This is a genomic window from Sandaracinaceae bacterium (assembly GCA_016706685.1).
In the GTDB taxonomy this organism is placed as follows: Bacteria; Myxococcota_A; Polyangia; order Polyangiales; family Houyiibacteriaceae; genus JADJJE01.
Genome location: JADJJE010000013.1, coordinates 44,901 through 70,027 on the forward strand (window position 1 = coordinate 44,901; position 25,127 = coordinate 70,027).

The following is a 25,127-nucleotide window of genomic DNA, read 5'->3' on the forward strand; positions in this document are numbered from 1 at the left end:
TGAGGGTCATGCCCAACTCGAAGCGTCGTTCCAGCAGCACCACGCAGCGTGGCTTCGGCGACACGGACATAGAGCCCCGCACCACCATCCCCATGCTGGGCAGCCCCTCCATCGGCCGCGGTGAGGGCGTGAGCATGGACGAGCACGGTGTGGAGCTCGAGCTGGTCCGCGAGAGCGGCGCGCCGCAGCTCCTGCAGGGGCACTGGCGCGCGGTCGAGGTGTGGACCGCGAACACGATCTACGCGCTGGACGCAGGCTTGGTGTGCGTGTCGGTGCTGGACCGCGCCAGCTACCGCTCGAAGGACGACCACGAGATGCTGGGCGCCACCATGCTGGGCGGTCAGGAGCGCGGCCCGGGCGGCAAGGTCACCACCGTCTCGCACCCGCTGCCGCGCGTGGGAGCCTCCGCGGTGTTCTCGAAGAAGGTGGGCAACCGCACCAGCATCTCCGAGACATCCCCCGTGCTTCGCGTCATCTACCGCATGCGCATCGTGGAGGTCTCGCGGCCTGGCAGCGAGCTCGATTGGTCCGACGTCAGCGGGCGCTGGCCGCAGCGGTGATGATGACGAGCGTGAGCGTTGACGCACCCAGGCGTGTCGCGCATGACGCGGGCATGCCAGCTCCGCTCGACGCCTCCTCCATGCAAGCCGCTCGTCTCCGTCAGGCTTCGCTCACGAAGCCGGCGCTCGCGCTCGGGCGCCTCGAGCAGCTGGCCATCCAGCTGGCGGGCATCCAGCGCACCGCCATCCCGCAGGCCCGCCCTGCCGCCTGCTTGCTCTTCGCGGCCGAGCACCCGGTCACGCGTCACGGTGTCAGCGCCTATCCCAGCGAGGTGACCGCCGCCATGGTGGCCAACTTCGTGGGGGGCGGCGCGGCTGCCAGCGTGCTCTCGCGTCGCCAGGGCATCCCGCTGCAGGTGGTCAACGTGGGGGTGGCCATGCCTGCGCTCCCGGGCGTGGTGCGCGGCGCCTCGGCCGACATGCCCGCAGGCGACCTCCGCACCGAGGACGCCATGCCGCCCGCCACGTTCGACGCTGCGTTTGCGGCAGGCCGGGCCGCCGTGGCGAACCTGGCGGAAGCGCCTCGCGTGCTGCTCCTCGGCGAGATGGGCATCGGCAACACCACGGCCGCGAGCGCGGTGGTCGCCGCGCTGCTCGGCATGAACCCTGAAGACGCCGTGGGCGCTGGCACGGGCGTGGACGCGGCGGGCCGTGCTCGCAAGGTGGCCGTGGTGCACGATGCCCTCGCGCGCCTACCGGCGGGGCTCGCTCCGCTCGAGGTGCTGCGGTGCGTGGGTGGCCGTGAGCTCGCCGCCATCGCGGGCGCCAGCCTCGAAGCCGCCGAGCGCGGCATCGCCATCTTGGTCGATGGCTTCATCGTGAGCGCGGGCGTGCTGGCTGCGGCGCGTCACGAGCCGGGCATCACGCCCTATCTCATCCCTGCGCACCGCTCGCGCGAGGTCGGTCACCGGCGTGTGCTCGAGGCGCTGGTGGGCGACGCGTCGCTCGCGCTCCTGGACCTGGACCTTGCCCTCGGTGAGGCCAGCGGTGCGCTGCTCGCGTTCCCTCTGCTGGAGCTGGCGCTCGCCACCCACGCCGAGATGGCCACGTTCGACTCGGCCGGTGTGCCCGACCGGGAAGAAGGGGAAAGCACGCTGCCGTGACCGACACGCCCGAGCCACGCGCCTCGTCCTGGTTCCCCCGCGACATGCGCGCCGCGTTCGTGTTCCTCACGCGGGTCCCCGTGGGTGGCGGGCCCTACACCGACGAAGAGTGGCAGTCGTCCACCGGGCACTTCCCGCTGGTGGGCGCCGTGCTCGGCGTGGTCCTGGCTACGCTCGCCGCGGCGCTGCTGCCGCACTTCGGCGCTTGGCCCACGGCCCTGCTGGTGCTGGCCGCCTCCATGCTGCTCACGGGCGCGTTCCACGAAGACGGCCTCGCCGACACGGCGGACGCCCTGGGCGGCGCCTTCGATCGCGAGAAGCTGTTCGCCATCCTCAAGGACTCGCGTGTCGGGACCTACGGCGCCGCGGCGCTGGTGGTGTCGCTCGGCCTGCGCGCGGCGCTCTTGGTGGAGCTGGGCAGCGCCATGCCGCTGGCCATCCTGCTCTCGCAGTGCGTGGCGCGCCTGCCGCCCATCGCGCTGATGCAGCAGCTCCCTTATGTGACCAGCGCCAACCCCGAAGAGGGGGCCGAGGCGAAGTCCCGCTTGGTGGCCCGCGCCACCCGCCGCGAGCTGAGCGTGGCCGGCGCTTGGGTGGCGTTGCTGGTGGCCTCGGTGTGGTTCGCGGGCGGCATCTCGCTCGGCCGCGTGCTCGTCATGGGGCTGGCGCTCGCGGGCAGCGCCACGTTGATGGGCATGCGCTTCCATCGGCGCGCGGGCGGCATCACCGGCGACTTCCTCGGCGCCACCGAGCAGGTCAGCGAGTGCATCGTGCTGCTGGTGCTGGTGTGGCACTGACGCTCACCGCTGCGCGCCACGCCGCCACCGACGCCGAGGGCCTGTGTGTGGGCCAGCACGACGTGCCCACGTTCATCACGCCCGAGCAGGCGGCCGCCGCCATTCGTGAGCAGGTCGCGCGTGTGCCGGACGTGGTCCACAGCTCGCCGCTGTCCCGCTGTGCACAGCCGGCCGCGCTGCTGGCCGCCGCGTGGGGCTGCCCGCACCGCGTGGACGCGCGCCTGCTGGAGATCCACTACGGCGTCTGGCAGGGCCGCGCATGGACGGCGATCGAGCTGGAGGACGGTGAGCGCTTCGCGGAGTTCATGCAGCACTGGCAGCACGCCGCGCCGCCCGGCGGAGAGGGGCTTCGTGACCTCGAGCGGCGTGTGGCCAGCTGGTACGCGGAGCTGGGCGCGGGGGACCACTTGCTGGTGGCCCACGCGGGAGTGGTGCGCGCGTTGCGCGTGCTGACCGGGGGAGGCGACTGGGCCAGCGCGATGCAGCGGGGCGTTCCGCATTTGCTGGTGGAGACGCTCGTTTCCCGGTCGTGATCCGTCATCGTGGACGTTGTCCTGGGCGTTGTCGGCGACGGCGACGGCGACGATCTCCCACTACGCCATCCACACGGCGAATGCCCCACACACCACGGTCGACCGACGGGACTTTCGTCGCCGTCGCCGTCGCCGTCAAAGACCACGCTCACGACAACGCAGAGCAAAGGCCCTCGCAGGCTTTGGGGCGCCCAGTTGCCCACCAGTCAGGACACGCTAGGTCTCATGTATGTTGAAGCATACATCCGCCGACATGCTCCTCGCTTGTGTGGTCTTGTCGGTCGTCGGCATGATGATCCTGCCCCTGCCGACCATGCTGCTCGACGTCTTGGTGGCGGCCAACATCGCCGTCGCCGTGCTGCTCCTGTTGGTAGCCATGTACGTGCGCTCGGGGCTCGAGCTGAGCGCGTTTCCCACCATCCTCTTGGTCACCACGCTCTACCGTCTGGCGCTCAACGTGGCGTCCACCCGCCTGATCCTGCTGCAGGCCGACGCGGGGGAGGTCATCGCGGCGTTCGGTGACTTCGTGGTGCAGGGCAACTACGTGGTGGGCGCCGTCGTCTTCCTGATCCTCACGCTCATCCAGTTCCTGGTCATCGCGAAGGGCAGCGAGCGTGTGGCCGAGGTGGGCGCGCGCTTCGCCCTCGACGCCATGCCCGGCAAGCAGATGAGCATCGACGCGGAGCTGCGCAGCGGCGCCCTCAGCCAGGAGGAGGCGCGCAGCAAGCGCCACCAAATCCAGCGCGAGAGCCAGTTCTACGGCGCCATGGACGGCGCCATGAAGTTCGTGAAGGGCGACGCCATCGCGGGCATCGTCATCACCGTCGTCAACGTCCTCGGCGGCCTCGTCATCGGCGTGATGCAGCGCGACCTCAGCGCGGGGGACTCGCTGCGCATCTACGGGCTGCTCACCATTGGTGACGGGCTGGTCTCGCAGATCCCCGCGCTGCTCATCTCCACCGCGGCGGGCCTGGTCGTCACGCGCGTCGCCAGCGAAGACGCCGACGCGTCGCTCGGCCGCGACGTGGCCAGCCAGGTCTTCGGTCACCCGCGCCCGCTGCTCATCGGCGCGGGCTTCCTGGCGCTCTTGGGCGTGGTCCCCGGGCTGCCCACCATCCCGTTCTTCGTGCTGGCCGGGACCTTCGCCGCGGCGGGTCACGCGCTCACCCGACAGCAGCGCGTGCCGGTCTCCGTGGAGGCCATCCACATCGAGCGCGAGAGCGCGCGCGAGACGCGGGCCCGAGCGGCCATGGTGCCCATCGTGGTGCCCATCGCCATCGAGCTGGGGAGCGAGCTGGCCCGCCAGATCACGGACGGCCGGGGCGGCGGCGAGCTGCTCGAGGAGCACGTGCCCGCGGTGCGCGATGCGCTCTTCCTGGACCTGGGGCTGGCGGTTCCGGGCGTGCGCGTGCGCGAGTCGTCCGGCCTCGAGGCCCACGGCTTCGTGGTCTCGGTGCAAGAGGTGCCCGTGGCCCGCGGCGAGATCCCGAGCGGTCACGTGCTGGCGCTCGACACCCCAGCCTCGCTGGAGAGCCTGGGGCTGCTCAGCCTCCCTGCGGCGGACCCCATGGGGGCGCCTGCCTGCTGGATCGACGGCTCGCAGGCCCAGCTGGCCCTGGACGCCGGCATCACCGTGCTGACCCCCGCCGCCTTCGTGGCGCGCGCGCTGCACATCAGCATCTCGCGTCGGGCCACCGAGCTGCTGGGCCTGCAGGAGGTGCAGTCCATGTTGGAGCAGCTGGAGCGGGCGTACCCGGCCGTGGTGCGCAACGTGACCCCCAAGCCCGTGCCGCTGCCCCTGCTCACCGAGGTGCTGCGCCGGCTGGTGGAAGAGCGCGTGTCCATCCGGCCGCTGCGCGAGATCTTGGAGGCGCTGTCGGTGCACGCCCCGACCGAGCGTGACCCGGTGCAGCTCACCGAGCTGGTGAGGGCGTCGCTGCGTCGGCAGCTCACTCACCGGCACGCTCCTGCGGGCACCTTGGCGGTGTTCACGGTGGACGGCCTGATCGAGGACTCCGTGCGCGACGCCATCCAGCGCACGGCAGGCGGCACCTATCTGGCCCTGCCGCCCGACCAGGCGCGGGACATCATCGAGGCGGCCCGCCGGACGCTCTCGCCGCTCTCGCCCACGCGTCAGGTGGTGCTCACGCAGCGCGATGTGCGCCGCTTCCTGCGGCGGCTGCTGGAGGTGGAGCTGCCCGACGTGACCGTGCTCTCGTACCAGGAGCTGGCCCCAGAGGTGAACGTCCAGCCGCTGGGTCAACTGGGCCTGGCCGGGCTCCACCGTTGACGGCCTGCCCCCCACCCGTCGTGAATGCGTCGCAGAGCGTGTGAACCAACCTTCACGATCCAATCGCGGCGATCTCCGCACAAGCGGAGCCCACCCTGGCGATCCCACGGGCAAAGTGCGAAAACCAAGGAACTCGCAGCCCGGGTGAATGGCTGGCACTCTCCTTGCGTACAATCTCTGCGACGCGCACTCGCGCCCCCCGCAACTGATTGCTCCGGCACACCACCAAGGGTTCTTCCGAAATGACTCGGATCTCTAAGTTCACGCTCCTCCTCACCACCGTCCTGGCTCTTGGCGGCGTGCCCGAGCAGGCCTCCGCCCAGTGCGACCCCAACGCGGCATTCTGTGCCGACGCCCAGGGTCCGCGTGGCCGTCGCGCCACCGTCCAGGTCGTACGGCGCCCGCGCACCGTCGTGGTGCAGCCCGCGCCGCCCCCGCCGGTGTACGTGGTCCAGCCCCAGCCGGTGGCCCCGCCTCCGCAGCCGGTCTACGTGGTGCAGCCGCCTCCCCCGCAGCGCGTGGTGGTCATCCAGCCGGCGCCGCCGCCCCCGCAGCGGGTCGTCGTCATCCAGCAGGCCCCCCCGCCTCCGCAGCAGCAGGTGGTGGTCATGCAGCCGCAACAGCAGGTGGTCGTGGCCCAGCCGCGCGCCCGCTGGACCATGGATGACGCCAACCGTCGCCGCGTTGGTCTGCACGCCGAGATTGGTGGCGTCGTCGGGCGCCAGGTGCAGATGGGAGGCTTCGCCGCTGGTCTGCGCCTCCGCCCGGTCCCGTTCCTGGGTATCGACGTCACGGCGGGTGTCTACTTGGGACAGGACTACGTGGGCAACGACCGCCTCGAGGTGCCCTTCCGCGTGGACGTGCGCTTCTTCGTGAACCCACAGAGCCGCGTCCAGTTCTACGCCCTCGTCGGGGCAGGCGTGTCCGTGGCCCGGGCAGAGAACTACGACGTGTTCACCGGCGTGCTCCTGCAGCGTGACTTCACCCACGTGGGTGGCGAAGTCGGCGCCGGCGTCGAGTTCCGCCTCAACCGGGCCCTGGCGTTGAACCTGGACGTGCGTGGCTTCCTCCGCCAGCGCGTGGACTCCGACCCCCGCCCCGAGTACGTGGAAGAGGATCTCTACGGCAACATCCTTCGCACCACCGACACGAGCGCTGGCGTGACCCTCAACCTGGGCGGCACCATCTACTTCGGTCGCTAGTCAGCCCCTGAGACACCTGCAGAGCCTCCTGGTCCACCCGACCAGGGGGCTCTCGCGCTTCCGTCGGCCGAGGGGCAGCGCTTCGTTTCCGAAGGCGCGCGCGAGTGTGTCATCCTGCGGGCATGTCCCGGGATCGGTCCGCCGACATCCACATGAAAGACGGAATCTTGCGGCGCGGTCGCAAGGTGGGTCACGCGGACGCCAAGGGGCGCATCCGCGAGCGGGACAGTCGCTTCAAGAAGGGGCGCGAGCTCGGCTACGTGGACGACAAGCAGCGCGTCCGTCGCCGGCGCGGGCGCCTCGGGCAGCGCGGGGAGATCGTGGCCGTCATCCGGGGCAACGCCGTCTACGGGCGCGACACCGTGCTCGCGGCCGGTCCCAAGCTCGGCTACATCGACGAGCGTGGCAACGTCTGCCAGGTGGACTGCCTGGCGTTCAAGGGTCGCGTCGTCGGACGTGCGCGCGGCGCGGATCCAGAGTCGGCGCTCGGCTACTTCGTGCTCAAGTTCGAGGACGTGGCCACCCACGTGCTGGTCTTGGAAGAGAAGATCCGCGCCTCCGAGGACCAGTTCGCGTTCTTGCCGCGCGTGCGCGCCACGCGTCAGTTGCTGCCCGAGGTGGACGCCCTGGGCGACTTCGACGCCCTGTTCGAGAAGCTGGACGACCTCGAAGAGCTCTGCGTGGTGGGTCTGGGCGACCACTTCACCGCAGAGGGCGGCCTCGGCCGCTTGCTCACCGAAGGCGTGACCATCGATGGCCTGCGCGGCGAGTTGGTGTCGCTGCTCGGGGGCGAGCGCCGCACGCAGGTGGACGCGCTGCTCTACCGCGCGCGCGGCGCGGTGGACGCCATCAGCGAGGGGCGCATCCCCACGCTCGCGGATCTCGAGGGGCCACCCGAGCCGGAACCCGAGCCCGAGCCCGAGCCGGAGCCCGAGCACGAGGCTGGCCGCCTGACGCGCTCGCTGGTGTCGCTAGACCGCCTGCGCACGGAGCTGGCGCGCATCGCGCAGGACCCCACGGCCCCGGCCGAGGAGCTCATCGACCGGGCGCGGCGCACCATCGGCAGCTACCTCGAGACGGGCGAAGAGACACGGCGATCTCCCAGCACCATGCCGCCGCCTCCGCCAGGCGAGCGGGGAGAGCGCGGGGAACGGGGCAGCGTGCGGCCGGCCGCGCTCATCGCCGGGGCCCACCAGGTCCGTGGCGTGGTGGAGCAGCGCCTCGACGAGGTGCGCGACTGGCAGCGCAGCCAGGGCGACAAAGTGCTGGTGTGGAAAGACGGCATCAAGCGCATCGCCCTCGGCGATGACGACGACGACGACGCAGACGGCTACGAGCGGGAGTAGCCCGACGAACCGTCAACCCTTGGGGCTGCTGCGCAGCAGGTCGGTGAGCAGCGCCGCGCAGGTGCGCTCGCACATGTCGAACACCAGCTCGAAGCCCTCGGGGCCGCCGTAGTACGGGTCGGGCACCTCGTCGTCGCCCGGCGCGGCCAGCGGGTCGAAGGCGCGGAAGAGCGCGATTTTGGCGCGGTCCTCGTCGTCCCGCGCCAGTCGCTGCAGGCTCTCGAGGTTGCTGCGGTCCATGGCCAGCACGCGGTCGAAGCGGTCGAAGTCGGCCGCGGTGAAGTGCTCGGCCACCCCCGGGAGTGAGAACCCGCGACGGCGGGCGGTCTCCTCGGCGCGGCGGTCCGGGCGCGCGCCCACGTGCCAGGCGCCGGTGCCAGCACCAGCCACCGAGATCACGTCTTCGAGGCGACGCTCGCGCACCAGGTTCTCCATGACGCCGTGGGCCGTGGGGGAGCGGCAGATGTTGCCGAGGCAGACGAAGCAGACGCGGATCATCGCGCCGCATCCTACCCCAACGCGCGCCTCAGTCGGTGACCCAGACTCGGCTGCTGCGGAAGGCCGTCTGGTGCGTGACCACGCCGTGCCAGCCCGCGGGGATCTCGGGCCACGTGAACTCGAACACGCGCTGCGCGTCCACCGGCGACAGGTTCACGCAGCCGTGGCTCACCAGCTGCCCGAAGCGCTCGTGCCAGAACGCGGCGTGCAGCGCGATGCCCTGCTCGAAGTACTGCGTGTAGGGCACGTCCTCGATGCGGTAGCGGTCGCTGTCCACGTCTCCGCCCAGGTTGCTCATGGTGCTGGTGATCATCTTGCGCTGGATCCGGAAGATGCCGCGCGGCGTGGGGTGCGCGGGGTCACCGCTCGACACCAGCGTGCTGTAGACGGGATCGCTGCCGCGGTAGAGCGTGAGCGTCTGCTCGCCGAGATCCACGTGCACCCAGGGCTCGTCGGCAGCGACTTCGAACGGCGGCTCGGCCAGCTCGGCCACGCCGATGTACCAGGCGCGCGCGAAGCGGTCGCCGTCCAGCACGTGCATCACGTTGCCGTCGAACCACTCGCGCCGCTGCCACGAGCCCACGATGGTCCCGGCTGGGATGATCTCGGCCTCGGCGTCACGGAAGAAGCGCCAGTCTCCGCTGCGGCGGTCCTCGTCCCGCAGGTCAGGCAGGCGCTCGCGCGGGCGGATGTCTTGCCGTGCCCACGGGATGGGCAGCGGGCGCTCGGCGTTCACCTCGACACCATGGAAAGTGCTGCCGTCTTTCCGGTGCAGCTGCACGCGCAGGATGTAGCGACCGGTCACAGTGCGCGCGTAGCGGCGCTCTTCGCGGCGCACGATGCCTGCCATGGCCACGATCACGCCGCGGTCGAGGAAGCGCGCCACGCGGGCAGGAGGGGCGTCGGTACCGCGCGTGGCGCTGCGCATGCGCTCTGCTTGCTCGGGGCTACGCGCCCGCAGGGCCAGGTAGCGCGCGGCCCAGGCCATGACCTCCGTGTGCTCGTCGCGCGTGGGCGGGTTGTGGTACTCGGGCACCAGGTCCTCTTTGACCTTCAGGTACTCGTACGGCAGCGGCGCTTCGCGGTCCGCCGCCACCGCCGAGGCGTCCGCTTCGGGAGGCTCGCTGCCGATCTCGAGGCCCTGGCCAGCGCACGCGTAGCCCGTGGGGTTCACCGCGTGCCAGCCCGTGGCGCAGCGCGGCGAGGGCGTGCCCTCGGTCTTCACGCGCACACGCGCGCCCAGGCGCAGCCAGCCAATCACGGTGGCGTTGGGCTCTGGTGCAGCGCGCACGGGCAGCTGCACGCCGGTCACCAGCGCGTGGCTGGGGTACTCGGCGTCGATGCGGGCCTGCTCCTCGGCGGCGCGCCCGGCGGCCTCCTGCTCGGCAGCTGACAGCGAGGCGGCGCTCTCGTCAGAGGACGAGGCTGCCTGCCCCTCGCGCGGGCCGCGCTCGCAGGCCAGCGCCCCGAGGAGGCCAGTCAGGATCAGGGCTCGCCAGGTCAACACGTCATCAATCAGCGGTAGTCTCGAGGTCCACGTCGAACTGCAACAGCATACCCAGGGCAGGGCACTCTATGCCGATCTGCGTGCACAGGGCTGGGTAGAGGTCGTCGGCATCCACCAGGGCCAGCTCGCTGCGGGTCATGCTGCAGGACACCTGGTCTTCGAGGCGCCGCACGTTGGCGCGCAGCTCGTTCATGCAGGTCTCCAGCTCGCCCACGGTCGTGTCACATGCGTCGAACGCGTTCGCGTTGATGTTGTCGCAGCTGGTCACCTCGGGGGGAGGTGCCTCGTTGACGCATTCGCTGCGCACCTCGCCACACGAGATCGCCGCGGAATCCACCAGCACGCCGGCCGCGGTGCAGATGGTCCGCGTCACGGGGCCGGTGGCCAGGGCAAGCAGCTCGTTGCTGATCGCCACGCAGAGGTCACTCAGGTCCTCGGGGGTGGCGTCGTCGAAGACGGTCTCGGGTGGGACGTCCGTGCCGAACGAGCCGGTGCCGCACGCCGCGAGCAGAGAGGAGAGGACTACGAGGAGGGTAATGTGGGTTTGTGTGCGCATCGGCAGAGCCTAGATCGCTTCGGAAGACGCGTCGAGGCTGGTGGTGCTGGCTCAGCCGCCGCTCCCAGGAGGCTGCGCCTCGCGGGCCCGCTCCAGCACCAGCTGGGCCAGCAGATCGTGCACGCCGAGGGGGGCCGTGACGCGCCACGTGACCCCTGCGTGCTGGCTCGCGGCCTCGGCCACCAGGCGCGGGATGTCCTCGGTGGCGTGGCGCCCGGGCGCGAGCATGAAGGGCACCACCGTGACGTCGGCGGCGCCCTGGCGTACGGCGTCGCCCAGCGCCGTGGCGATGTCGGGCGCGGCCAGCTCCATGTGCGCCCCGAGCACGATGTCGTACTCGCCCTTGGTGCGCAGCAGCGTGGCCACGGCGCCGACGCTCTCGTTGGCCACCGCCACGCGGCTGCCGTGGTCCACGATCAAGAGCGCGCGTACCATGCTCAGTGGAACTCCCGCAGGTGCGTGATGTACCAGGCGTCGTCCCAGGTGATGAGCGTGCGCACCTCGATGGCTCGCTCCACGCGCGCGCCGTTCACCTCGGTGCTGTAGATCAGCTGGTTGCGGCGCGCCGACCAGTAGGGCAGGCGGTTGGCTTCTTCGCGCACCGCCACCCAGCTGCGCCGCCGCGAGAACTCGAGCCGCTCGAAGCGCGCGTCCGCCGGGACGTCCGCGTGCAGCGCGTGAACGTCGGCGTGGAACTCACGCATCAAGCGGTCGTAGATGGTGTCCGGGTTGGCCACGCCCTTGATCAGCGCGAACGCGGGTCGCGGCAGGTAGGCCGCCGAGGCCAGCTCCGGGTCGTCTGCCACGATGCCGCGCAGCAGCGTCCGCGCGCGCTCGAGGTCGGCCTCCGCGAACGGCGGCATGGGCGGCGCGGTGCGAAGGCTGGGGCTGTTGTGTGCGGGGACGGCCAGCGGCTCGGCGGCCGGCTGCGCGTGACTGCCGAGGTGCGCGCTGGTGGCGAGCAGTGCGGTGAACACAGCGGCGGTGAGGAGCGAGCGAGAGCAGGTAGGGACGTGGGTGGTCACACGAGAGGGTTCGCAGGTTCGTCGCCGCTGCGCAAACCCCGAGCCTGCATGGTAGCGTGCCGAGATGGGCCAGGCGCCGTCCATCCTCGCCATCGACTCGAACATCTCGCACGACGCGTCCGTGACGGTGGTGCGGGACGGCGAGCTCTTCGCGGTGGAGTGCGAGCGGCTCGATCGTGTGAAGAAGTCGGGCGGGTACCGGGTGTCCATCGAGCGGAGCCGCGACGGGCTCACCTACCACCTCTCGAATCACGGCGATATCACGGACGCCATCCGCTACTGCATGGACTTGGCGGGGCTGACCCAGGTGGATCACGTGATTCACACCGGACAGCCGAAGTACGTCCGGTTCCTCGAGCTAGCGCGCTACATGGCGCCCGGGGCGCAGATTCAGTCCTTCCCGTCCCATCACCTGGCTCACGCCTGCAGCGCTTTCTACTACGCCGACTTCCCGCGCGCCGCCGTGCTCGTGGTCGACGGGTCCGGACCCGAGCGTGATTCCGCCGCGTCGCTGCTCCAGTCCTCGTACTTCTTCGACGGAACCAATGTGCGAGGTGTGCGCCGCACCGGGACCACCGCCTATCACCAGCAGGGAATAGGCCTCAACTACATGATGCACACCTTCCTCCTCGGGCACGAGGAAGGGTCCATCATGGGGCTCTCGTCCTATGGGGACGCCGCCCGCTATCCTCAGTCCATGCTGTACGAGTCGGAGGGACACATCTACGTGGACCCTAGCCGGTTGCCTCACCGTGTCAGCACCCACTGCCGCGAGGCCACCGAGTGCACGCTGCTGGGCCACTACGGTCTCAGCCTGGAAGAAGTCCACGAAGCGCGTGGTCACATCGAGAGCAGCGTGCTGGCCGACGTGGCGGCCCGGGTCCAGCAGGAGACCGAGCAACGGATGGTCCAACTGGCCAACGAGCTGTACGAGGCCACGGGCTGTGAAGCGCTCTGCATGGCCGGCGGGGTGACTCTCAACAGCGTGGCCAACCACAAGATCCTCGAGCAGACGCCGTTTCGCGAGGTCTTCATCCAGCCTGCGGCCCATGACGCTGGAATCAGCTTGGGGCTGGCGCTCTTCGCGCACCATCACCTGCACGGAGCTCCGCGGCGTCGGCGGCGCAACGTGTATTTGGGCAAAGCGTACACGGACGCCGAGATCGAGACTGCCCTGGCTCTCTACGCAGACCGCGTCACGTGGGAGCGGGTGCCCGCGGCCGCCCCTGCTGCGGCCGACCTCTTGGCGTCGGGCGAAGTCATCGGGTGGTTTCAGGGGCGCATGGAGTTCGGGCCGCGCGCGCTCGGGCACCGCTCCATCCTCGCGCACCCGGGGTCTCTGGCCATCCGTGACCGCGTCAACGACATCAAGCAGCGCGAGCGCTGGCGACCGCTGGCCCCGTCTGTCCTGGCGTCGGCACTGCCAGACTACTTCGAGATGCGCTGCCAGAACGCCTATATGCTGTTGGTCGCGCAGGTCACCGAGCGCGCGCGACGAGAGGCCCCCGCCATCGTCCACGTGGACGGCACGGCGCGTCCCCAGGCCGTCGAGCCCGACGCCAGCCCCTTGCTCCACGAGCTCATCACGGCCTTCGCGGCGCGCACTGGGCTCCCCATGGTGCTCAACACCTCGCTCAACACCAAGGGCGAGCCGCTCATCGAAAACCCAGAGCAGGCGCTGGTCTTCTTGCTGAGCAGCGGTGTCGATGCCCTGGTCGTCGGCAGCTTCGTGGCGCGACGCGGCTCGGGCGCTGGGCGAGTGCCCGCCATCACCGTACTCAAGACTCCGGATGAAGGGCCGCCCATCGATCTCGAGCGCTGCCGCCCGCATCTCGAGAGCGCGCTAGTGGGCCTCGATGTCCGGGACATCGCGTACTTCAAGGGCGAGTACCACGTGATCTTGGGGGTCGTGGTGGGGTCCGAGCAGCGAACTCTCGATCTGGGCTTCCAGGTGGTCGACGGTCGCGTCGGTTCGCTCATGAACCTCCGTCGCGGCAAGGCGTTTGCCGAGCGCCATCGTAGGCTGGTCGAGCCCTTCATCACCGCATTCGAGCGGTTCCTGGCCGAGTCGAGCGAGCCCAGATAGCTGAAGAAGCTTCCAGTCCGCGATGCGCCACTCGCCGACGTTCTCCGCTTCCCGCGCCATCCGGCTGGCCATGTGTGGCTGCACCGCCTGTGACCACCATGAGGAATGCTGCGGGGAGGCTCGCGAGCTGACGCGTGTCACGGTCGGGGACGCCGAGGTCACGCTCTCCGTGGACGTGCTGGACCATCACCGGCCGCTCATCCCTCGCGTGCGATCCAGACTGGAGCGGGCCGCCCGCAGGCTGCTCCACCATGGAGCGCGAGCGTGGTCACACTGCCGCACGGGGCCTCGGAAACAAGGGGAATGCGAGCTCCAGCGCGCCCGGAGCGCGGTGGCACGCGCCTCGCAACGCGTGTGTCTCGAAGGAGACCACCCATGACCCGCAACAGCACGCATCCCCCGTCCACCACTCTCTCGCGCGAGCGCACCAGCGTCACGTTCTGGGGCGTCCGAGGCAGCCTCGCAGCCCCCGGCGAGGCCACGCGCCGCATCGGCGGAAACACCAGCTGCGTGGAGCTGCGCAGCGGAGCCACCTCGCTGATCTTCGACGCGGGCACCGGCCTGCGCGCGTGCGGCGAGGCGCTCGTGCGTGAGCCCGCGCGCGACCTGCACCTCTTGCTCTCGCACCTGCACTGGGACCACATCCAGGGCTTCCCGTTCTTCGTGCCGGCCTACGTGCCCGGCACGCAGCTGGTGGTGCACGGGCCCTGTGCGCAGGACACGCTGCGCGAGACTCTCGAGACGCAGATGCGGGCGCCCAATTTCCCGGTGCGCTTCGCCGACCTGCGCAGCCACGTGGAGCTGCGGGGTACGCAGGCGGGAGTCACACAGCACCTGGGTGACTTTGCCGTGCGCGCGGCCCTCCTGAACCACCCGGGCGGCGTGTTTGCCTATCGCATCGAGTCGAGTGACGCGGTGGTGGTGTACTCCGACCGACCACGAGCACGGCAGCGCCGCGGACGAGCGCTTGGTGGAGCTGGCCAAGGGCGCCGACGTCCTGATCTACGACGCCATGTACACGCCCGAGGAGTACCGCGGCGAGGCCGGTCCCAGCCGCGTGGGCTGGGGACACTCCACCTTCGAGGAAGCCGCGCGCGTGGCCACGGCGGCGGGCGTGAGGCAGCTGGTGCTGTTCCACCACGACCCCTCGCGCAGCGACGACCAGGTGGACGCGCTGGTGTCCCGGGCGCGCGCGCTGTTCCCCAGCACCATCGCGGCGCGCGAGGGCCTGCGCCTGCTGCCCGGTGCGGGAGACCAGAGCGAGGCCGTGCTGCACGCACGAGTCGCGTGAACGCGCGGAGGCGAGTAGGCTCCGTGCACATGTCTCGGCTCTCGTTGCTGGTCGATCTGTCTGCGGTGCTGGGCCGGCAGATCGACCTCGACACGCTGCTCGCGGCAGCGGCCACCCGCATCGCCGAGGCCCTGCACGCCGAGCGCGCCACCATCTGGATCGCCGATCCGGGCGAGGGCGGCCTGGTCTCGCAGGTGGCCGTGCTGCCCGAGGTGGCGCGGCTGGTCCAGCCGCTCGGCGTGGGGCTCTCGGGGCGCGTGGCCCAGACCGGGGAGCGCCTGCTCATCCCCGACGTCACGCGCGATCCACGCTTCGACAAGCGCACCGACCAGCAGACCGGCTGGACCACGCGCAGCATGCTGGTGGTGCCCATCCGCGAGCAGCCCGACCAGCCCATCCGCGGCGTGCTGCAGGTGCTCAACAAGGTGTCGGGCACCTTCGTGCAGGAGGACCTCGACTACGTGACCGCGCTCGGCCGGCAGCTGGCGCTGGTGTTCTCGCTGACCAGTCTGCACGCGGAGCGGCGCACGCAACCGGGCCTCACGCTGCGCGGGCGCTTCAACAAGGTCATCGGGCGCAGCCCCGCCATGGACGCCGTGTACCAGCGCATCATGCTGGCCGCCGAGACCGACGCCACGGTGCTGCTGCAGGGCGAGACGGGCACCGGCAAGGGCGTGTTCGCGCGCGCCATCCACGATAACTCCAAGCGCCAAGCCGGACCGCTGGTGGTGCTGGACGCCACCACGCTGCCGGCCCAGCTCATCGAGAGCGAGCTCTTCGGTCACGAGCGCGGCGCCTTCACGGGAGCCAACCGGCGCGTGCTCGGCAAGGTGGAGCTGGCGCAGGGCGGCACGCTGCTGATCGACGAGATCGGCGACCTGCCGCTCGAGAGTCAGGGCAAGCTGCTGCGGCTGTTGCAAGACCGCGAGTTCGAGCGCGTGGGCGGGCGGGAGACCATCGCGTCCAGCGCGCGTGTGGTGTGTGCCACGCACCGGGACCTCGAGCGCATGGTGGCGGAGGGGCGCTTCCGCCAAGACCTGCTCTACCGCGTGAAGGTGGTGCAGATCGCCATCCCGCCGCTGCGCGAGCGCGGCGCCGCGGAGATAGCGCTGCTGGCGGCGCACTTCGGGCGCATGTACGCCGAGCGCTACGGTCGCCCGCAGCCCGAGTGGACACCGCGGGTGCTGGACTCGCTCGCCGCGCACGCGTGGCCCGGCAACGTGCGCGAGCTGGAGCACTGGGTGGAGAGCGCCGTGGTGCTGTGCCCGGACGGACAGCTGCAGCCCTTCGAGCCACATGCGTCCACGCCGCCCACGCTGCGCGACGAGCGGGTGGTGCTGTCAGGCATCCCGATGGGGCTGACGCTGGACGAGGCCATTCGCGCTTACGCCCAGCGCGCGCTGGACGACGCGGGCGGCAACAAGACCGAGGCCGCGCGTCAGCTGGGAATCGGACGCAACCGGCTCGCACGGGTGCTGGGTAGCGCCTGATCCAAGCGGCCACCGTGACAGCAGCGGGCCCGCGATCCGATCACCGCGGCGCCGACCGCCCCCCGGGGGGGGGTTGCGCAGCGGCGGAAAAATGTGCTCATCATGGAACCGGTGGTGTTCTCGCGCGGCGCTGCGCCTCGTCGTTGCGAGCCTCTCGGTGGCGCATGGGTGCGAACATGGCGCTGCACGATTTCTTCATGAAGCTCAACGTGGCTACGGCTGGGCAGAACCCGAACGACGGGCTTCATCGCGCCCTGGCCGGCGTAGGTCTCCAGCCGCGTAGCCAGAGCGGAGCGCAGGCCGAGTACGGTGGCCAGTTCGAAGGGCGGCCTGCGATGCTTCGTGTGGACGGTAGCGCCGTGACCGCAGCCGGAAACGCGGCATACGGCCGGGCCATCGGTACTGAGGTAGCGGCGGGCCTCGGGCTGATCTCGGGGGGCTTCGCCGACTGGCGCAACCAGATGAACGAGCTGCACTCCCGGCGCGGGATGCGTGAGGCTCGCATGAGCTTCCACTTCGGCCTGGATGGTGGGCGCCCACCGGCAGCGCAGGTGCTGGTCTCGCGCGACGCGAGCATGGGCCACCCCGTGGCGCAGGACGTGTTCGTGCAAACCAGCCAGGAGGCGTGGCCGCACGTGACCCAAGCCTTCGTGGTGCAGCGCCTTCAGCAGGGGTCGTTCGACCAGATCCGCACGCAGCCCAACTCGACCTGGATCGAGGCCATCTTCATGCCTCGCATGGCGGACTACCAGCGCGTGGCGGCCGACCCTGCCGCCTTCGGACGCATGGTGGGCGGGACGCTCGGGGCCATGTCGGGGCTCGTCCAGATCTTGTGCCCGCGGTGACCCACCTCACGGCCCAACACCGCTGCGTCACGGTCTCCACGTGAGCGCTTGCGCGGGCGCCGTCGCGACGCCGTGACCAACGCCATCGTCGCAAGGCAGGCGGGCCACGCGCTCGCGCCCTCTCCGCGTTCGACGCTGCATCCCCCGCCCGTGCTTGGCGGGACGGGGCCGGCATCCACGTTGCCCATCCCGGCGTCCGGCACGATGACCGGGTCGCCCACGATGATGCTGTAGCCCTGCGTGATGGCGCAGAAGTACATGCCCCGCGCGATGACCGTGAACGTGTAGACCGCGTCGCCCGCGGGCAGCGTGCCCGAAAGGGTGCCGTCGGTTGCGAGCGAGACGCCACCAGGGAGAGTTCCCGAACCCAGCATGTACGTGAAGTCGCCGCTCAGGCCCGTGACGCTCAGCGTGGCGTCGTAGCTCGCGCCCGGCTCACCTCCGGGCAGCGCCGCAGGCAGGAACGTGAGCGCTGGACACTGACCGATGGGCCTGACGTTCACGAGGCCCTCGCAGCCGTTCGCGTCGGTGGCCCGGATGTCGAGGTTGGTCTCCGACGAGTCCCCGAGCGTGCCCGACAGCGTGGCCGTGCTGGCGTCCCACATGAGCGGAGCCACCAGACCGCCAGTCGCGCTCCACGTGTACGGTCCCGTTCCGCCGCTGGCCGTGAACGTCTGCGCGTAGGGAACGCCCAGCACCGGGTTCGGAATGGTGGCCGGCGAGATCGTGATGGTGGGGCAGTCGGTCTCCACCGTGTACGTGCGCGCGACCGAGCAGCCCGTCGCGTCGGTGGCGGTGATGGTCACGGACCCGCTGGCCATCCCCCCCGTGGCGGTGCCGGTGATGCTGCTGCCGTTGATGCCGAGACCTGGTGGCAGCGAACCGCTGGTGACCTGGTACGTGTACGGCAGCATGCCTCCGGTGGTGGAGAGCGCCTGCGAGTACGGCACCGTGGACACCACGCTCGGCAGGGTGCTGGGCGACAGCGAGAGGGGGTTGCACACCTTGAAGCATGTGGAGAACGCCGACGTGTGGGAGGCGGCGATGCTGATGGCGGTGGCCGTGATGTAGCGGCCCAGCGGGACGTCCGCTCCGAACGACCCCACCAACGTGGCGTGCCCCGAAGCGTCGGTGGTGATGCCAGCGCCGCCGAAGAGAGTCTCGCCGCGGCCGCCCGCCTCGCAGCTCGCGCTGTCGAAGTACTCGATGGCGTACTCCGTCGACGGGTTGCCCTCGAACGAGCCCTCGAGCGAGATGCTCCCGGCGCTCGGCACCGCCGACGTGAGGACGGGCGTGCTCGGCAGGACGCTGCCGGTGATGCCCCCCGTGGCGTGATCGAAGATGGAGTTACCCTCCACGATGGCGGTGCCCCCGGACTCGAAGCGCACGCCGTGCCCGTTGTGCGCGATGAGGTTGCCGTTCATCAGCGAGCCGATTCTCACCGCGGTGGCTCCGGAGACCAGCACGCCCGTCCCGTTTCCGAGCGAGCCGCTGCCCGTTGCGGGCACACCGATGCGATTGCGGAAGACGGCCGCGCCCGACCCGAAGAACCCGATCTCGACGGCGGCGCCCGTGTTGCCGGAGATCACGTTGGCCTGGTCCGCCATGCCCCCTCCGATGATGGCGGAGCTCGCTTGCACGGTGACGCCCGTGCCGTTGGGGATGGCGAGCGTCCCTGTGTGGTCGGTGCCGATGTAGTTGCCCACCACGCGCCCCTGGTTCCCGCCCAGGTACACACCCGTGACGTTCCCCGAGATGACGTTGCGCGTGGCCGCCGAGTTGCCGCCGACGTAGGCGATGCCCAGCCCCGAGTGCACGCCGATGGCGTTCGGGATGGCCGCCGTGCCTAGCGCGTTGGTGCCGATCAGGTTGCCCGCCACGGTGAACGTGCTGCCGACGCTCCCTTCGACGCCCGCGCCCGTGTTGCCCGAGATGACGTTGCCCGGGCCCACGTACGCGCCGGTGGTGGAAGCGTCCATCTGGACACCCACGCCGTTTGGCGCGGCGGCTGTGCCAGCGCCGTTGGTCCCGATGTAGTTGCCGCGGATGACGGTGCCGTTGCTCGTCCCCGAGGCGAAGACCCCGGCGCCCACGTTCTCGCTGATCAGGTTGCGGTCGCTCGCGGCGGATCCGCCCACGGTCACCGAGCTCTCGTACACCCACACGCCGCCGCTGTTGTGGTGAACGTGGCAGGCGCGGATCACGGAACCCGGCGACGAGGAGAAGACCACCGCGCGGTCGCTGAAGTTGCGCAGCTCGAGGCCCGCGATGGTGGCGCTGACTCCGGTGACGAAGAAGGCCCGGGTGGCCGTCCCGCCCGCACCGTCCAGGGCCACTAGCGGCGTGCCGGCGTATCCCGTCTGCATGGTCCCGTCGATCGTGATGGCCACCTGCACCTGGGGCAGCGGCGTGGCCAGCTGGATGACAGCTGGCGTCGACGGCAGCGCGAACGAGATGGTGTGCGGCGCGCCCGCAGTGTTGGCGTTCGCCAGGGTGAGCGCCTCGCGCAGCGTGCCCGCGCCAGCGTCGTCGGTGCTGGTCACCGTGTAGGTCGCGGCGCTGGCTGCGGAGGCCGTGGCGAGCACGACGAACACTGAGGAGAGGAAGAGTGCTGCCGGAGCCGAGCGCATGACGTGGACCTTCGTTGGGGGAGCTCAAGGATACCCGGCGCGCCCATCACGCGCGACCGGGGCGGGGGGGGCGGGGGGGGGGGGGGGGGGCGGGGCCCGCCCCGCCGGGCCGGTCGCGGGGGCGGCCCGCCGGCCGGGCGCGCGGGCGGGGGGGGGGGGGGGGGGGGCGGGGGCGGGGGCCGGGGCGCGCGGGGGCCGGCGGGCGAGCGGCCCGGCCGGGCCGGGCGCCCGGCCGGGCCTGGGGGGGGGGGGGGGGGGGGGGGGAGGGGGGGGGGCGGGGAAGAAATCGGGCGGGGGGGGGGGGGGGGGGGGGCCGGTGCGCCCCAAAGGGGCCGGGCCGGGCGGGGGGGGGGGGGGGGCCGGCGGCCAGCGGGGAGGGGGCCGGCGCCGGGGCGGGGGAGCGGGGACCGCGGGGGGGCCCGGGGGGGCCGGACCGGGGGGGGGGGGGCGGGGGGGCTCCGAGCACCCCGGGCCCCCCGGGCGGGCGCGCGGGGGGGGGGCGGCCCAGGGGCCGGGGGAGCGGACGGGGGGCCACCACCTCGTGCTGCGCCGCGCGGGGTACGCCCGCGGCCCGGCCCGCGCACTGGGGCCCGGCCCCGGGGGCGGCGGGGACGGGGGGGGGGGGGGGGGGGACGCGGGGGGGGGGGGGGGGGGCGGACGGGGGGGGGGCGGGGGGCGGGACGGGGGGGCGGGGGGGGCGGGGAGAGGCCCGGCGGGGGGGGGGGGCGGGGCGGAGCGGGGGGACGGGGCGGGGCGGCGGGGCGGCGGGGGGGGGGGGGGGGGGGGGGGGGGGGGGCGGGGGGCGGGCGGGGGGGCCCGCGGCGGGGGGGGGGGCCGCGCGGGCGCGGGGGGGGGGACACCAGCGCGGGGGGGCGGGCGCGCACCCCGGGGCGGGGGGGGGGGCGCGCCGGGGCGGGGGCGGGGGGGCGGGGCGCGGCGCGGGGGGGGGGGGGGGGGGGGCGCGGGCGCGCGGGGGGGGGGGGGGGGGGGGGGCGGGGGGGGGGGGGGGGCGGGGGGGGGGGGGGGCGGGGCGGGGGGGGGGGGGGCCGGGGGGCGGGGGCGCAGGGGGATCGCGGGCCGGCCCCGGGGGGAGCGCGCCGCCGGCGGGGGGGGGGGCACCGCGGCGGGGGGGGGATGGCGGGGGGGGGGGGACGGGGGGCGGCGGGGAACCGGGATCGGCCGGAAGCCCGACAGCCCGCGGGCCCCGGGGGGGCCATCTGGGACCCGCCGCCGGGCGGGGGGGGGCCGCCCGGGGGGGGCCGGGGGGGGCCGGGGAGGGCGGGGCGGCGGGCCCGGGGACGGGGACGCAGAGGGGGAGAGGCCAAGGGGAGGGGCGGCCTGCGAAGCGCGGGGGGGTTGGCGGAGGCTCCTCCCGGTCCGTGACATCCTCCGCGCATGAAGCGGACTCAGATGATGATGGAAACGCTCGACGGCCCCAGCGCCCTCGTGCGCCGTGAAGACGACTGCCCCACGCCAGGGCCCGGTGAGGTGCTCGTGGCCGTACGCGCGGCCGGCTGCAACTTCTTCGACACGCTCATCACGCGCGGTCAGTACCAGGTGAAGCCGCCGCTGCCCTTCGCGCCCGGCGCCGAGCTGGCGGGCGACGTGCTAGCGCTGGGCGAAGGCGTGACCAGCCTCGCGGTGGGCGACCGCGTCGCGGGCTTGCTCGACTACGGCGCCTACGCCAGCCACGTGGTGCTCCCGGCCGAGCGCGTGTTCCGCATGCCCGACGAGATGTCCTACGACGTGGGCGCCGCGATGGGCATCGTCTACCAGACCTCGTACTTCGCGCTTCGCTACCGCGCGAACCTGCAGCCCGGTGAGACGCTGCTGGTCCACGCAGCCGCGGGCGGTGTGGGCCTGGCGGCGGTGCAGATCGGACGCGCGCTCGGTGCGCGGGTCATCGGCACGGCGGGCAGCGACGACAAGCTGGCCCTGGCGCGTGAGCACGGCGCCGAGCACGCCTTCACCTACCGCGACGATGCTTGGAAGGATGCTGTGCTGGAGCTGACGGGTGGTCGGGGCGCCGACGTGATCTACGACCCGGTCGGCGGCGACACCTTCGACCTGTCCACCAAGTGCATCGCCTTCTCGGGGCGCATCCTGGTCATCGGCTTTGCGGGTGGGCGCATCCCCACGCTCGCCATGAACCGCGTGTTGCTCAAGAACTTCAGCGTGGTGGGCCTGCACTGGGGCGCCTACTTCAAGCACGACCCGGCGCTCATCGGGCAGGCCCAGGCAGAGCTCTTCGAGCTGTATCGCGCCGGCAAGATCGCGCCGCTGGTCACGTCCACGTACGCCCTCGAAGACGCGGCGAAGGCGCTCGAGGACCTGGGCGGGCGGAACACGCTGGGCAAGGTGGTCCTGCACCCCTGAGCCTTCCGGTCGCCGCTTCCACCTGGACAACCCCTGCGCGTGACCCCCGACTTGGTCCAGGAGACCCCATGAGTCGCACGCACCTCGTCGAGCTCGAAGACCTTCCGTGGTTCCCGCGCGTCCTGCGTGACGGCGGGACTGCCTTCCTGGCCTTTGCGGAGCGCGCTTCAGGCCACGGGCGCATGCTGGTGGGCCCGCTCGAGAAGCTGCTCGACGCCACGGGCGAGACCCGCCTCGTGGACCTCTGCTCCGGCGGCGGAGGGCCGGCCGCCACCATGGCGGACGAGCTTGCCAAGCGCGGGCGTGCGGTGACCGTGACGCTCACGGACCTGTACCCCAACGTCGCGGCCTTCGAGCACGTGGCGGCGGGGAGCGGTGGCGCGGTGGTGGGCCGGCGTGAGCCCGTGGACGCCACCCACGTCCCCGCAGACCTAGCGGGCGTGCGCACCATCTTCAACGCCTTCCACCACTTCCGCCTCGAGCAGGCTCGCGGCATCCTGGCCGACGCGGTCGCACAGCGGCAGCCCATCGCGGTCTTCGAGGTGGTGAGCCGCGAGCTGCCCATGCTGCTCGGCCTGTTGCTGACCCCGCTGACCGTCACGCTCTCCATGCCGCTCTGGCGCCCGTTTCGCTGGGCGTGGGTTCTCTGGACCTGGCTCATCCCGGTCATGCAGCTCTTCGTGCTGTGGGACGGCCTCGTGTCCTGGCTGCGCATCTACAGCGTGCCGGAGCTGCAAGCCCTGGTGGCCGACCTCGACGCGCCCGACTGGGTCTGGGACATCGGCACCATTCAGCTGGGCAACGCGCCGCTGCACGGGACATACCTGGTGGGCTACCCCAAGCCGCCCGGCTGAACACGCCCGCTAGTCGTCCCCGAGCTGGATTCCCACGCGGTTCGGGTGCGACACCAAACGGTCGAGGTTCTGCTTCGCGGGTTCGTAGGTGGGCTCCACGGCGAGGCCTGCGCGGAGGAGGTCTACCGCCGCGTCGTGCCGTCCGTGCATCTCGCGCACGGCGGCGAGCAGGTTGTAGGCGGCCGCGCGCTCGGGATCATGCGCGAGGGCCTCGCGCGCCAGGTGCTCTGCCCGCACGCGGTCCCCCGAGCGAAACGCGTCACGTGCCTGCTGGATGAGCGCAACATACGCGCCGTCGGGACCGAGTCTTCGAGTCATGGTCGAGCTAGATTGACCACGTTGGGATCAAGTTTCCGTCAAGGTGACGCGCGGATTCGTCAAGAAGACCGACCGAGCTAGCATGGCTCGGTGTTGCAGACGCATCGCTACCGAGCTCACCCCCAGGCGGAAAGACCCGAGCCGCCGATCGAGCTCGCCCGACGCCTCGTGTTGGAGTGTGCCGAGGGACCCGTGACCTTTCGCGCGATGTTGCAGACGCCGCGTCGAGAGGTGGTCGCCCAGCTAGCGGCGCTCATCCAGCCTCCCAACGCAGACGTGGGCACGTGCTCGCTGCTGGCTGAGCCGCGCGACGTACCACTCGATGAGCCCGTGGAGGGGGAGACGCTGGCGTTCATCGAACAACACGGTGAGGTGGTGGGCCTCCTCCAGCAGTGGATCACCGTCTTCGTTGCGGCGGGCGAGGCGGGTGGCAGGACCACGCTGCACCTGCGCCTCGCGCGGGACGACGTGCACGCTCGAGGCACCATCCTGGCGCGCCTGCGGGCGTGTCAGGGCGCAGGTGTTCTGCCGCAGGATGCCGACATCGATGGGACTGTCGAACGTGTGCTTTCAGCCGACGTCGGCCCTGACCGCCCGCTCCGTGTTCCGCTCGGTGAAGGGTCGCTCCTCGCGCAGTCGTTCTTCGAGGGCTCGAGAGAGCTGCTCCTGAACCTGGAGCTGCCAACGCCCGCCCACGCAGGCCAGCTCCTGCGCACGGACCTCTGGAAGACGGACGTGCCCATCGAGCTGCGTCGCTACAGCACCGCGCTGGCCGCCCTGCGAGCGCCCCACGTGCAGCGCTTCGAGATCCACGCTCGGGAAGACGGGCCCCTCACCGATGCGCTCATCGCGGCGCGCTCGGTTGGCGAGGCGCTGACCGTCGAGTGGGAGGTCGCCGCAGAGTCCGAGCTCTGCGGTGTGATCGTGACCCACGAGGCGGGATCCAGGCTGCCCCACCTGGCCGACATGCATGCCCTTCACGTGGAGATCGAGGTCCGAGGAAGCGTGGACTGGGAGTACGGCCCGGACCCCATGGAGATGGCGGCGCCTCTCGCCGAGCGCGCACGCATCCAGGTGGAGCACCTGCACGGCGGGTAGTCAGGCGCCACGGTCGGCCGGAAACCACGAGACACAGCGTCCACCTCATTTCATTCAGGTGGTTGTGTTTGCACAATTGAGACTTAAGGTACCTCTCGAAATTGAGGTTCCCATGCGATCATTTGCTTTTCTGATGTTGACTCTCCCGCTCTGCTCGTTTCTCTCCCTCGCGGCCTGCGGGGACGAGCCCGAGGCCCCTGCGGAGAGCGCTCCCGCGACTTCACAGGGTTCGAGCGGCTCTGCCGACCGTCCCGCTCAGCGCGAGCGCACCACGGTGGAGATCAACGTGCCCCGGCCGCCCTCGGTGACCGTCACGCCGCCCCAGCCGGGTAGCGTCGAAGTCCGTTGAACGGTCTTCCGCTGATGTCACCACATAAACAATTCGAGGTTCGCATGCATACTTTCAAGATTCTTCCCATCGTGTCATTGTTCTCCCTGCTCTCCTTCACGGCCTGTAGCGAGCCGGAGGTGCCCGAGACGGCTCTCGAGCCCGCCAGCGTCACGTCGCCGGAGCCGCAGATCATCGTGCAGCCGGCGCCGGAGCCGCGCGTGGTCGTCCAACCGGCGCCCGAGCCGCGCGTCATCGTGGTGCAGCCCGCGGCGCCCCGCGTGGAGGTTCAGGCTCCCAGGCCTCCGAGCCTCGAGGTGAACATCCCGCGGCCGCCCTCGGTGCGCATCCAGGCGCCCACGCCTCCCAGCGTTCAGGTCAACTGAGCTCCGCC

General features: G+C 71.5%; 22 protein-coding genes and 1 pseudogene. 16 read left to right on the forward strand and 7 right to left on the reverse strand.

The genetic code is table 11. The annotated features are described in order from the left end of the window. Window positions 1-8 precede the first annotated feature (8 nt). The 7 genes from IPI43_16475 to IPI43_16505 all read left to right on the forward strand — a co-directional run bounded on the left by IPI43_16475 (window position 9) and on the right by IPI43_16505 (window position 7,831). Entirely contained in the window at window positions 9-560 is a 552-nt protein-coding gene (locus IPI43_16475) for a hypothetical protein (GenBank protein MBK7775702.1), read from the forward strand. A gap of 53 nt (window positions 561-613) precedes the next feature. Then, window positions 614-1,663 (forward strand): nicotinate-nucleotide--dimethylbenzimidazole phosphoribosyltransferase, encoded by a 1,050-nt coding sequence (gene cobT, locus IPI43_16480; protein ID MBK7775703.1) that lies wholly within the window; start codon window positions 614-616, stop codon window positions 1,661-1,663. Window positions 1,664-1,707: 44 nt separating this feature from the next. Beyond that, a complete protein-coding gene (locus IPI43_16485) occupies window positions 1,708-2,460 on the forward strand; it encodes an adenosylcobinamide-GDP ribazoletransferase (protein MBK7775704.1) in 753 nt (250 codons plus the stop codon). Then, window positions 2,451-2,993, forward strand: a complete 543-nt coding sequence (locus IPI43_16490) for a histidine phosphatase family protein (GenBank protein ID MBK7775705.1) — start codon at window positions 2,451-2,453, stop codon at window positions 2,991-2,993. Before IPI43_16485 ends, IPI43_16490 begins: the two co-directional genes overlap by 10 nt. A 253-nt stretch (window positions 2,994-3,246) precedes the next feature. Next, window positions 3,247-5,283 (forward strand): type III secretion system export apparatus subunit SctV, encoded by a 2,037-nt coding sequence (sctV, locus tag IPI43_16495; protein ID MBK7775706.1) that lies wholly within the window; start codon window positions 3,247-3,249, stop codon window positions 5,281-5,283. Between the two features lie 242 nt (window positions 5,284-5,525). Then, window positions 5,526-6,485, forward strand: a complete 960-nt coding sequence (locus tag IPI43_16500; GenBank protein MBK7775707.1) for an outer membrane beta-barrel protein — start codon at window positions 5,526-5,528, stop codon at window positions 6,483-6,485. Window positions 6,486-6,607: 122 nt separating this feature from the next. After that, window positions 6,608-7,831: a hypothetical protein gene (locus IPI43_16505; GenBank protein ID MBK7775708.1), complete on the forward strand. Its 1,224-nt coding sequence runs from the start codon at window positions 6,608-6,610 to the stop codon at window positions 7,829-7,831. Between the two features lie 12 nt (window positions 7,832-7,843). Here IPI43_16505 and IPI43_16510 read toward each other — a convergent pair whose 3' ends face one another. From IPI43_16510 to IPI43_16530, 5 genes are read right to left on the reverse strand one after another with little or no spacing between them, the layout of a single operon-like run. Then, window positions 7,844-8,329: a low molecular weight phosphotyrosine protein phosphatase gene (locus tag IPI43_16510; GenBank protein MBK7775709.1), complete on the reverse strand. Its 486-nt coding sequence runs from the start codon at window positions 8,327-8,329 to the stop codon at window positions 7,844-7,846. A 28-nt stretch (window positions 8,330-8,357) separates the two neighbouring features. Next, window positions 8,358-9,836 carry a L,D-transpeptidase gene (locus tag IPI43_16515; GenBank protein ID MBK7775710.1) on the reverse strand — a complete coding sequence of 493 codons (1,479 nt, stop codon included), beginning with the start codon at window positions 9,834-9,836 and terminating at the stop codon, window positions 8,358-8,360. A gap of 4 nt (window positions 9,837-9,840) precedes the next feature. Further along, window positions 9,841-10,392, reverse strand: a complete 552-nt coding sequence (locus IPI43_16520) for a hypothetical protein (GenBank protein ID MBK7775711.1) — start codon at window positions 10,390-10,392, stop codon at window positions 9,841-9,843. A gap of 51 nt (window positions 10,393-10,443) precedes the next feature. Beyond that, window positions 10,444-10,827 carry a cobalamin biosynthesis protein CbiX gene (locus IPI43_16525; protein MBK7775712.1) on the reverse strand — a complete coding sequence of 128 codons (384 nt, stop codon included), beginning with the start codon at window positions 10,825-10,827 and terminating at the stop codon, window positions 10,444-10,446. A 2-nt stretch (window positions 10,828-10,829) separates the two neighbouring features. Continuing rightward, window positions 10,830-11,417: a hypothetical protein gene (locus tag IPI43_16530; protein MBK7775713.1), complete on the reverse strand. Its 588-nt coding sequence runs from the start codon at window positions 11,415-11,417 to the stop codon at window positions 10,830-10,832. 64 nt (window positions 11,418-11,481) lie between these two features. Here IPI43_16530 and IPI43_16535 point away from each other — a divergent pair, with 64 nt between their 5' ends. The 4 genes and pseudogenes from IPI43_16535 to IPI43_16550 all read left to right on the forward strand — a co-directional run bounded on the left by IPI43_16535 (window position 11,482) and on the right by IPI43_16550 (window position 17,129). Beyond that, window positions 11,482-13,503: a hypothetical protein gene (locus IPI43_16535; GenBank protein ID MBK7775714.1), complete on the forward strand. Its 2,022-nt coding sequence runs from the start codon at window positions 11,482-11,484 to the stop codon at window positions 13,501-13,503. A gap of 375 nt (window positions 13,504-13,878) precedes the next feature. After that, window positions 13,879-14,794: pseudogene (locus tag IPI43_16540) on the forward strand (MBL fold metallo-hydrolase). 29 nt (window positions 14,795-14,823) lie between these two features. Continuing rightward, window positions 14,824-16,284 (forward strand): sigma-54-dependent Fis family transcriptional regulator, encoded by a 1,461-nt coding sequence (locus IPI43_16545; GenBank protein ID MBK7775715.1) that lies wholly within the window; start codon window positions 14,824-14,826, stop codon window positions 16,282-16,284. 176 nt (window positions 16,285-16,460) lie between these two features. Beyond that, window positions 16,461-17,129, forward strand: a complete 669-nt coding sequence (locus tag IPI43_16550) for a hypothetical protein (protein MBK7775716.1) — start codon at window positions 16,461-16,463, stop codon at window positions 17,127-17,129. Here the strand turns inward: IPI43_16550 and IPI43_16555 are convergent. After that, window positions 17,030-19,723, reverse strand: coding sequence for a right-handed parallel beta-helix repeat-containing protein (locus IPI43_16555; protein ID MBK7775717.1), 2,694 nt, complete (start codon window positions 19,721-19,723; stop codon window positions 17,030-17,032). The two genes, IPI43_16550 and IPI43_16555, sit on opposite strands and share 100 nt — an antisense overlap. A 1,446-nt stretch (window positions 19,724-21,169) precedes the next feature. Here IPI43_16555 and IPI43_16560 point away from each other — a divergent pair. Beyond that, window positions 21,170-22,135, forward strand: a complete 966-nt coding sequence (locus IPI43_16560; protein MBK7775718.1) for an NADPH:quinone oxidoreductase family protein — start codon at window positions 21,170-21,172, stop codon at window positions 22,133-22,135. A gap of 68 nt (window positions 22,136-22,203) precedes the next feature. Beyond that, complete coding sequence (locus IPI43_16565) at window positions 22,204-22,989, forward strand: class I SAM-dependent methyltransferase (protein ID MBK7775719.1); 786 nt, start codon at window positions 22,204-22,206, stop codon at window positions 22,987-22,989. A gap of 9 nt (window positions 22,990-22,998) precedes the next feature. Here IPI43_16565 and IPI43_16570 read toward each other — a convergent pair whose 3' ends face one another. Further along, window positions 22,999-23,307 carry a tetratricopeptide repeat protein gene (locus IPI43_16570; GenBank protein MBK7775720.1) on the reverse strand — a complete coding sequence of 103 codons (309 nt, stop codon included), beginning with the start codon at window positions 23,305-23,307 and terminating at the stop codon, window positions 22,999-23,001. 192 nt (window positions 23,308-23,499) lie between these two features. On the opposite strand from IPI43_16570, the gene IPI43_16575 reads away from it, so the two are divergent. From IPI43_16575 to IPI43_16585, 3 genes are all read left to right on the forward strand, one after another. After that, complete coding sequence (locus IPI43_16575; GenBank protein ID MBK7775721.1) at window positions 23,500-24,405, forward strand: hypothetical protein; 906 nt, start codon at window positions 23,500-23,502, stop codon at window positions 24,403-24,405. A 133-nt stretch (window positions 24,406-24,538) separates the two neighbouring features. After that, the gene (locus IPI43_16580; protein ID MBK7775722.1) at window positions 24,539-24,754 is read left to right on the forward strand and encodes a hypothetical protein; all 216 of its coding nucleotides are present in this window, start codon (window positions 24,539-24,541) and stop codon (window positions 24,752-24,754) included. 71 nt (window positions 24,755-24,825) lie between these two features. Continuing rightward, window positions 24,826-25,119, forward strand: a complete 294-nt coding sequence (locus IPI43_16585) for a hypothetical protein (protein ID MBK7775723.1) — start codon at window positions 24,826-24,828, stop codon at window positions 25,117-25,119. Window positions 25,120-25,127 lie beyond the last annotated feature (8 nt).